This window comes from Streptomyces sp. NPDC057271 (assembly GCF_042668715.1).
Lineage (GTDB): Bacteria > Actinomycetota > Actinomycetes > Streptomycetales > Streptomycetaceae > Streptomyces.
Genome location: NZ_JBHUYJ010000105.1, coordinates 20,919 through 27,261 on the forward strand (window position 1 = coordinate 20,919; position 6,343 = coordinate 27,261).

Sequence of the window (6,343 nt, forward strand, 5' to 3'; positions counted from 1 at the left end):
GCCGCAGAATATCCACGGCTCGCGGGCGGCGTCAGCGGGTGACGGCGAATTCCCTCCGTGGGGCGCGGGTCAGCGCCTCGTCGTAGCGGTGGAGGATCAGGCGGGCGAGGGCCGGGTGGTCGCCGAGCGGGGGCGCGGCGATCCAGGGGGCGTGGGCGGCGGCGCGGCCGGCGAAGAGACCGGGGGCGGTGAAGCAGGAGGCGACGGCGACCCGGTGGCGGCCCCGCGCGGCGAGGACGCGCACGGCCTCGGGGACGGTGGGTGTGGCGGCGGAGGCGTACGCGGGGACGACGGGCACACCGCCGAGCCGCTCGGACAGGGCGGCGGCGATCCGGCGGACGGCGGCGAGGCCCTCGGGGTCGCGGGATCCGGCCGCGGCGAGGACGACACCGGTGGCGCGCGAGGCGCTCTCGGCGGAGGTCCAGCCCACCTCGGCGAGCCGGTCGGCGAGGGCCTCGACGAGCAGCGGATGCGCGCCGAGGGGCGCGGCGGTCCGGACCTGGCCTTCGGGCAGCGCGGCGGCCGCACCAGGCAGGTCGTGCTTGACGTGGTGGCCGGGTCCGAAGAGGAGCGGGACGAGAACGGCCCCGGGGGCGGCCGGTTCCCGCCCCGGGACTCCCGCCGTGGCGTCGCCGGTGACGTCGGCCGCGATGCCCGCCGCGATGTCGGCGAGGGCCTCCGGCAGCAGCGGGGCGTTGAGTTCGATGTGGGCCAGGCGGACGTCGAGTCCGGGGCGGAGTTCGCGGACGCGGTCGACCAGGTGGGCGAGGGTGGCGGCGGCGCGCGGGTCGCGGCTGCCGTGGCCCACGGCGACGAGGGCGGGGCGGCCGCGCCGGACGTCGAACGGGCGGACCTGGCTCAGACGCTCCCCGAGCCGCGTGGTGATCGTGCCGAGCAGCTCGGCCGTGCTGTCGAACGTACTGTCCCGGTCCGTCATGCACCGATCCTGACGGCGCCGCGTTGCCTCCCCGTTGCGTGGGCGTCACGAGTGTTTTCCACCGGCTCACGGACGGCCCGCCGGAGCTGTCAGACGCCGGTGGCCAGCCAGACCCGGAGGGGGCCGATCTCCTCGAAGCCGACGGCGAGCGCGGGCGGCAGGTCGTCGCCCGACTCGTAGCCGACGACGGCGCGCCCGTCCCGTACGAGGCCGAGGCAGCCGGACCAGGTCGCGGAGGGGTCTTCGTCGCCGGCCGTGAAGAGGTTGGAGACGCCGGTCACCCGGCCGCTCTCGCTGAGCACCGCTCCCCCGAGGATCCGGCCGTCCGCCCCGTACCCCCCGACGACCGTCGTCCCGGGGTCGGCGAGCAGTCCGGTGCGGAAGAGCGCGGCCTCGTCGGCGTCGCCGCCGCTCCAGGCCGCCGCCCACGCGGCGAGTTCCGCCGGGGTACGGACGGCCCGCCAGCGCGTCCCGTCCGCCGCGGCCGGGGCCGGACCTCCGGCGGGCCGGTGGATCCAGCTCGCCTCGAAGAGCGGCCGGAAGCCCTCGCCGGTCAGGTCGAGCCGGGCGAAGGAGTCCTTGACCGAGGCGCCCGGGACCCGGCGGTCGATGCCGTCGAGAACGTCCCGTACGGACGCGTCGGCGGTGAGCGTCACGGCGTCCGGGTAGTACGGCGGCGTGCGGTGCGCGTTGGTCCAGGCGCGTGGCCCGAAGGACCCCGGGCGGCCGTGGGCGCGGCACATCGCCTCGCACCACTCCGCGTTGTTGAGGGCTGCCTCGGTGATCATCTGCGGATCGTACGGCTTCCCCCCTTCCCTCCTCATTCTTTTATCTAGCGGAATATCTTTTCCACCATGCGAATGACCCCGACCGCCCCGCCCCGGCTCTCCAGACGCGTCGCCGCCGAACTCGTGGGGACCGCCGCCCTCGTCACCGTCATCGTCGGCTCCGGTATCCGCGCCGAGGCCCTCAGCCAGGACGTGGGGGTGAGCCTGCTGGCCAACTCCCTCGCCTCCGCGATCGGCCTCGGCATCCTGATCGCGCTCCTCGGCCCGCTCTCCGGGGGGCACCTCAACCCCGCCGTGACCCTCTGCGAGTGGTGGGCCCGCCGCGGCGAGGCGAGGGCCCCGGGCGTACGCGAGGTCGCCGCCTACTGCGCCGCGCAGCTCGTCGGCGCGATCGCCGGCGCGCTGCTCGCCGAGACGATGTTCGGACGGGCGCCCGGCACCTGGTCCACCCAGGTCCGCTCCGACCATCACCTCCTCCTCGGCGAGACCGTCGCCACCGCGGGGCTCGTCCTGCTCGTCCTCGCGCTGCGCCGCATCGGCCGCCTCGCGCTCGCACCGCTCGCCGTGGCCGCGTACATCGCGGCGGCGATCTGGTTCACCTCCTCCGGCTCGTTCGCCAACCCGGCGGCGACCGTCGGTCGCGCCCTCTCCGACTCCTCCACCGGGATAGCCCCCGGCTCGCTGCCGGGATTCGTCGGGGCGCAGCTCCTCGGCACGCTGCTCGGCGCCGCCCTCGCCTCCCTTCTCTACGGCCGCGGCGAACCGAGCAGCGCCGATTCGCGTCGAACAGGGTGACGGGGCAGGCAAGATCCACGGAGGTTCGTCCATGCGACGCGTACGCGTACCCGCCCGGCTGAAGCGGGTTTCGCCGCGGCTCCTCCGGATTCCGCTCGTGCCCCGCCGGGTCACGCTGGTGCCCCGCACCCGGCGGGCCCGCCGCCGCACCGTCCAGGCCGTCATGCTGGGCACCGTCCTCGCCCTCGCGCCCGCCACCTGGACGCACGCCGTCGCCGACAGCCGGCTCCGGACCACCGCCGAGGTCCCCGCGCAGGACGTCGCAGTCGTCTTCGGCGCCGGCCTCTGGAAGGGGCGGCCGACGCCGTACCTCGCGCACCGGCTGGACACGGCCGCCGAGCTCTACCGCGCCGGGAAGGTCAAGGTCGTCCTCGTCACCGGCGACAACAGCCGCGTCGAGTACGACGAGCCCGACGCGATGCGCGCGTACCTCACCGAGCGGGGAGTGCCCGACCGTCACATCGTCAGCGACTACGCGGGCTTCGACACCTGGGACTCCTGCGTCCGCGCCAAGAAGATCTTCGGGGTCGACCGTGCCGTCCTCGTCACCCAGGACTTCCACATCAGGCGGGCCGTCGCCCTCTGCCGAGCGGCCGGAATCGATGCGTACGGCGTCAAGGTGGTCGAACCCCACGACTCCGTCTTCTACTACGGCGGCGTCCGGGAACTGGTCGCCGCGGGCAAGGCGGCCGTGGACGCGACGCTCCGGCCGGACCCGCACTTCCTCGGGGAGCGCGAGAAGGGCGTGACGGAGGCGCTCGCCTCGGCGGGCTGACCCTCACCCCCGGGGCGGCCCACCGCGGAGCCCGACGTACCGGAGGCGTAATGCGGGCTGTCTCCTCCCGTAACACGGCTGACGCACGCTTTCCCCATGTTCGAGGCTGCCACCACCCCCACGCACTGCCCCTACTGCGCCCTCCAGTGCGGCATGGGGCTGCGCCCCGCGGACGGCTCCGTGGAGGTGGTCGACCGCCCCGACTTCCCCGTCAACCGGGGCGCGCTGTGCGGCAAGGGCCGCACCGCCCCGGCCGTACTCTCCTCCCGGGTCAGGCTGACCGGGCCCCTGGTCCGATGCCCTGACACGGGGGCCTTGAAGTCGGCCACCTGGGAGGAGGCACTCTCCGCCGTCGCCGACGGACTGCGCCGGACCCGCGTCGACCACGGACCCGATGCCGTGGGGGTCTTCGGCGGCGGCGGGCTCACCAACGAGAAGGCGTACACGCTGGGCAAGTTCGCCCGGCTCGTGCTCGGCACCTCGCAGATCGACTACAACGGGCGCTTCTGCATGTCGTCCGCCGCGGCCGCGCACCAGCGGGCGTTCGGGCTCGACCGGGGGCTGCCCTTCCCTCTGGAGGACGTCCCGCGCACCGGCTGCGTGATCCTCGTCGGCTCCAACCTGGCCGAGACGATGCCGCCGGCGCTGCGCTACCTCACCGAGCTGAAGGCGAACGGCGGGAAGCTGATCGTCGTCGACCCTCGCCGCACCCGCACCGCCGAGCAGGCCGACCTCCACCTCGCGCCCCGCCCCGGCACCGACCTCGCGCTCGCCCTCGGCCTGCTCCATCTCGTGGTCGCCGAGGGGCGGGTGGACGAGGCGTTCGTCCGGGAACGCACGGCGGGGTGGGAGGCGGCCCGTGCCGGGGCGATGGCGCACTGGCCGGAACTGGTCGAGCGCATCACCGGCGTGCCGGTGCCGCTCCTGCGGGACGCCATGCGGATGTTCTGCGACGCGGAGAGCGGGATGGTGCTCACCGCGCGCGGCCCGGAGCAGCAGTCGAAGGGCACGGACACGGTCGGCGCGTGGATCAACCTCTGCCTCGCGACGGGTCGGGCCGGGCGGCCGCTGAGCGGGTACGGGTGCCTCACGGGGCAGGGCAACGGCCAGGGCGGCCGCGAGCACGGCCAGAAGGCCGACCAGCTCCCCGGCTACCGGAGGCTGGACGACCCGGCGGCGCGGGCGCACGTGGCGGGGGTCTGGGGGGTGGACCCCGCGTCGCTGCCGGGGCCCGGGCGCAGCGCGTACGAACTCCTGGACGCGCTGGGCGGCGAGGTGAAGTCGCTGCTCCTGATGGGGTCCAACCCCGTGGTCTCGGCGCCGCGCGCCGCGCACATCGAGGGGCGGCTGCGCTCGCTCGACTTCCTGGCCGTCGCGGACGTGGTCCTGTCGGAGACGGCGGAGCTGGCGGACGTGGTGCTGCCGGTCACCCAGTGGGCGGAGGAGACGGGGACGACGACCAACCTGGAGGGCCGGGTGCTGCTGCGGCGGCGGGCGATCACCCCGCCGGACGGGGTCCGCACGGACCTGGAGGTCCTGCACGGCCTCGCGGCGCTCCTCGGCTGGGAGAAGGGCTTCCCGACCGACCCGGAGGAGGTCTTCGACGAACTCCGGCGCGCGTCCGCCGGCGGCCCGGCGGACTACTCCGGCATCAGCTACCGCCGTATCCGCGAGGAGGACGGCGTCTTCTGGCCCTGCCCGGAGCCAGCGGAGGGGGCGCCGCCCCATCCCGGGAGCCCTCGGCTCTTCCTCGACCGGTTCGCCACGCCCGACGGGCGGGCGCGGTTCGTGCCGGTGGTGCACCGTGGTCCCGACGAGGAGACCGATGCCGCGTATCCCGTCGTGCTGACCACCGGGCGGGTCGTCGCGCAGTACCAGTCCGGCGCGCAGACACGGCGCGTCGACGAGCTGAACGCCGCGGCGCCCGGGGCGTTCGTGGAGTTGCATCCGCGGCTCGCCGAGCGGATCGGCGTGGCCGAGGGAGAGCGCGTCGCCGTCGTGTCGCGGCGCGGGCGGGCCGTCGCGCCCGCGCGGATCACCACGGCCATCCGGCCGGACACCGTCTTCATGCCGTTCCACTGGCCGGGCGAGGGGCGCGCCAACACCCTCACCAACCCCGCGCTCGACCCCGTCTCCCGGATGCCCGAGTTCAAGACGTGCGCGGTCCGGGTCGAGCCCGCCAGTCCCCGCCCCTGATGAGCGGTCCGTACGGCGTGCCCGGCACCGCGAAGTAGACCCAGGCCCGGACGGCCGCCCCGTCCCGGACCCGTACCACCTCGCGCTCCGCCCGCTCGTATCCGGCGGGCAGCTCCACCCGGTCCAGCAGGGCGAGGAGTTCGCCGTACGCCCCGGGCGCCGCCGTCACCAGGTCGCCCGCGACCAGGCCCTCGCCCGGCACCACGTAGGGGTATCCGGGCCCGTCGTGCAGGAGCGCTCCGGTGAGCCGGGCCGGCTCCTCCCGGGCCGTCCGTCCCAGCAGGAAGCGGTCGTGGTTGTACTCGCCCGGCCGCAGCGTGCCGTAGACGAAGAACGGCAGCTCGGTCATCCGGCGGCGGGCCCGGTCGTCTCGGCCTCCAGCCACGCCAGGTAGGCCGCCGAGGCCCCGACCACGGCGGTGGCGAGGACCTCGGGCGTGTCGTAGTCGTGTGCGGCGAGGAGGTGGGCCTCCAGCTCCTCGTAGCGCGCCGCCGTCGTCTTGAAGAGCACCTGCCACTCCTCCTCGGTCTCGATCGCCTTCCGCCAGTGGTAGACGGAGGTGACCGGTCCGGAGATCTGCGCGCAGGCGGCGAGGCGGGCCTCGACCGCGCCGCGCGCGAGTTCCTGCGCCTTGGCGGCGCTGTCGGTGGTGGTGAGCACGGTCCATGCGAGGGTCATCCCCTCACCGTACTCAGGCCGCCTGGGCGAACTGGGCCGCGTGCAGCCGCGCGTACGCGCCGTCCTCCGCCAACAGCTTCTCGTGCGTGCCCTGTTCGACGATCGAGCCGTTCTCCATCACCAGGATCACGTCCGCGTCCCTGATGGTGGAGAGCCGGTGCGCGATCACGAACG

Annotated in this window: 7 protein-coding genes; 3 read left to right on the forward strand and 4 right to left on the reverse strand. The window is 74.8% G+C overall.

What is annotated here, in order from left to right:
• Window positions 1-31 precede the first annotated feature (31 nt).
• Window positions 32-937, reverse strand: coding sequence for a sirohydrochlorin chelatase (locus ACFUJR_RS32355; RefSeq protein WP_383173439.1), 906 nt, complete (start codon window positions 935-937; stop codon window positions 32-34).
• An 89-nt stretch (window positions 938-1,026) separates the two neighbouring features.
• Window positions 1,027-1,725 carry a hypothetical protein gene (locus tag ACFUJR_RS32360; protein ID WP_383173437.1) on the reverse strand — a complete coding sequence of 233 codons (699 nt, stop codon included), beginning with the start codon at window positions 1,723-1,725 and terminating at the stop codon, window positions 1,027-1,029.
• Between the two features lie 66 nt (window positions 1,726-1,791).
• Between ACFUJR_RS32360 and ACFUJR_RS32365 the strand changes: the two genes are divergently transcribed.
• The 3 genes from ACFUJR_RS32365 to ACFUJR_RS32375 all read left to right on the forward strand — a co-directional run bounded on the left by ACFUJR_RS32365 (window position 1,792) and on the right by ACFUJR_RS32375 (window position 5,491).
• A complete protein-coding gene (locus ACFUJR_RS32365) occupies window positions 1,792-2,520 on the forward strand; it encodes an aquaporin (protein WP_383173434.1) in 729 nt (242 codons plus the stop codon).
• 31 nt (window positions 2,521-2,551) lie between these two features.
• Complete coding sequence (locus ACFUJR_RS32370; protein ID WP_383173432.1) at window positions 2,552-3,295, forward strand: vancomycin high temperature exclusion protein; 744 nt, start codon at window positions 2,552-2,554, stop codon at window positions 3,293-3,295.
• Window positions 3,296-3,391: 96 nt separating this feature from the next.
• On the forward strand, window positions 3,392-5,491 hold the full coding sequence (locus ACFUJR_RS32375; RefSeq protein WP_383173429.1) for a molybdopterin oxidoreductase family protein: 2,100 nt from the start codon (window positions 3,392-3,394) through the stop codon (window positions 5,489-5,491).
• Here ACFUJR_RS32375 and ACFUJR_RS32380 read toward each other — a convergent pair.
• Window positions 5,445-5,840 carry a gamma-glutamylcyclotransferase family protein gene (locus tag ACFUJR_RS32380; RefSeq protein ID WP_383173478.1) on the reverse strand — a complete coding sequence of 132 codons (396 nt, stop codon included), beginning with the start codon at window positions 5,838-5,840 and terminating at the stop codon, window positions 5,445-5,447. The genes ACFUJR_RS32375 and ACFUJR_RS32380 overlap by 47 nt on opposite strands.
• Window positions 5,837-6,169 carry a divalent-cation tolerance protein CutA gene (cutA, locus tag ACFUJR_RS32385; protein ID WP_383173426.1) on the reverse strand — a complete coding sequence of 111 codons (333 nt, stop codon included), beginning with the start codon at window positions 6,167-6,169 and terminating at the stop codon, window positions 5,837-5,839. Before cutA ends, ACFUJR_RS32380 begins: the two co-directional genes overlap by 4 nt.
• Between the last annotated feature and the right edge of the window lie 174 nt (window positions 6,170-6,343).

Excerpts from the sequence above, each read along its gene's own strand:
- ACFUJR_RS32355 (WP_383173439.1), bottom strand. The coding sequence starts at position 937 with ATGACGGACCGGGACAGTACGTTCGACAGCACGGCCGAGCTGCTCGGC.
- ACFUJR_RS32360 (WP_383173437.1), bottom strand. The coding sequence starts at position 1,725 with ATGATCACCGAGGCAGCCCTCAACAACGCGGAGTGGTGCGAGGCGATG.
- ACFUJR_RS32365 (WP_383173434.1), top strand. The coding sequence starts at position 1,792 with ATGCGAATGACCCCGACCGCCCCGCCCCGGCTCTCCAGACGCGTCGCC.
- ACFUJR_RS32370 (WP_383173432.1), top strand. The coding sequence starts at position 2,552 with ATGCGACGCGTACGCGTACCCGCCCGGCTGAAGCGGGTTTCGCCGCGG.
- ACFUJR_RS32375 (WP_383173429.1), top strand. The coding sequence starts at position 3,392 with ATGTTCGAGGCTGCCACCACCCCCACGCACTGCCCCTACTGCGCCCTC.
- ACFUJR_RS32380 (WP_383173478.1), bottom strand. The coding sequence starts at position 5,840 with ATGACCGAGCTGCCGTTCTTCGTCTACGGCACGCTGCGGCCGGGCGAG.
- cutA (WP_383173426.1), bottom strand. The coding sequence starts at position 6,169 with ATGACCCTCGCATGGACCGTGCTCACCACCACCGACAGCGCCGCCAAG.